This window comes from Salipiger sp. 1_MG-2023, from assembly GCF_030547555.1.
Lineage (GTDB): Bacteria > Pseudomonadota > Alphaproteobacteria > Rhodobacterales > Rhodobacteraceae > Salipiger.
The window spans coordinates 1-1,602 of the sequence record NZ_JAUOQN010000153.1; the positions used below are offsets into that span (position 1 = coordinate 1).

Below are 1,602 nucleotides of genomic sequence, written 5' to 3' on the forward strand. Positions count from 1 at the left end.
TCGGTCTGCTCATCCCCTCCAGTTATCGCACTGGATTCGCAAGGTGAATCCCTCACAGGCTTTGTGCAACAGAGCCTGTCTGATCTCTTCTGGCTGAGCGCGGCGCAGATAGCGTGTGTTGAGCCATTCTTCCCCAAGCTTCACGGCAAGCCTCGCGTTCGCTGCCCGGCAGGGCATTGCACAGTCATGTGTGAGAGGGGCGCCGCGTCCAGTCTCGGCGTCAAAAAGGGGAGGGCTGATTGGTCGCACCAAGGGCGGCATGAACACGACGCTACATGCCATCCGCGACAGCAAGGGCCGCCCGATCAGTTTCTTCGTCTCTGCCGGGCACTACATCGGGGCAGGGGCACTGCTTGACAGCCTGCCGACTGTATATCGGTTGCTCAGGGATCGGGGCTACGACGCCGATTGGTTCAGATAATCCTTTCAAAACAGAGGGATACGCGCCTGCATCCCTGGCTGAATGAGACGCAAGACAACCGCGAAATTCCCATCTCGGGACATCGCTTTGCAATGGCCTGCAGTGCAAGGGACAAGCGTCGCTGCAAGCGCCGTAACCGGATCGAAATCATGTTCGGCAGGCTCGAGGACTGGCGGCGTGTGAAAACCGTTACGACTGGCGCCCCAAACTATTCTTCTCAGCCGTCGCTCTCGCCGCAACCGTCATCTATTCGCTATGAATCCTGGGCCTTCTGCATCCCTGCTCTGCTATTTTGCCTCGGTCACCTTTCTTGGTCGAGGCAGGTGACGGGGCGGTGTATGGCGTCTGGGCCTTGTGGCCTGACCACGTCTGCTAGCGAGCCAGCACCGTCTCTCTTTCATCATCTCGAACAGTTGGATGCGGCCGACATGGACTACGGAGCAGAAGGACGAGAGCATGAGCGCGCTATCATCCGAACAGGACATCGGCATAGACGTCTCGCGCGACTGGCTGGACATCTATTGCCTGCCCGATACGACGCGACCTTCGGTCGCCGAACACATCGGAGGGCCATGCCCGGATGGCGTCTCTCGCGCTGCGGCGTGGCGCTCTGGTCTGCTTCGAAGCTACCAGCGGGGAGGAGTGGCGGTTATGGGCTTCGCTGGGCGCGCTGCGGATCGTCGTGCGTCAATTGCCGCCAGCCGTGGTACCCGGGCCAAGACGGATCGATGCGGAACTCATCGCTCGCGTCATGGTATTGCGCCCCGAGGCGGGACGTAGCCATCCGGCCTGAAAGTTGCGCGCGATCAGAGCTTTGACATAGAAGCGAGCGCAACTTGTCGAAATGCCAAAGCGGCTACTTGCCCAGATCAAGGCACACGAAAACCGCGCGAGCGTTGGACTGTTCACCGACATGGATTTGAAGGCTCTGCTCGATATCAGGATCTCAGAGCTGGAAGAACGCATCGAGCAAGCCGTCGCTGCCGACGGAACACTGGTCGAAACCGCCGGTATTCTGCGCTCCATTCTCAGGGGCGGTCCCGTTGCCAGCGCTATGCTGATCGCCGACCCGAGCTCGAGGCCATATCCGCAGAACAGGCCGCAGCCCGATGATGTCCCAACTGATGGTGTAGCTCACGACGGGCCTCGCGCTCACCGGCGGGCCGAGCTTGTCAGTCGCG

1 protein-coding gene and 1 pseudogene are annotated in these 1,602 nt (G+C 60.5%); one reads left to right on the plus strand and one right to left on the minus strand.

From position 1 onward, the window contains the following. Positions 1–75 precede the first annotated feature (75 nt). Positions 76–680 (plus strand): annotated as a pseudogene (locus Q4543_RS24315) (transposase). Between the two features lie 687 nt (positions 681–1,367). Here Q4543_RS24315 and Q4543_RS24320 read toward each other — a convergent pair. Then, the coding region (locus Q4543_RS24320; protein WP_303442717.1) for a hypothetical protein at positions 1,368–1,602 on the minus strand (235 nt) is incomplete at its 5' end.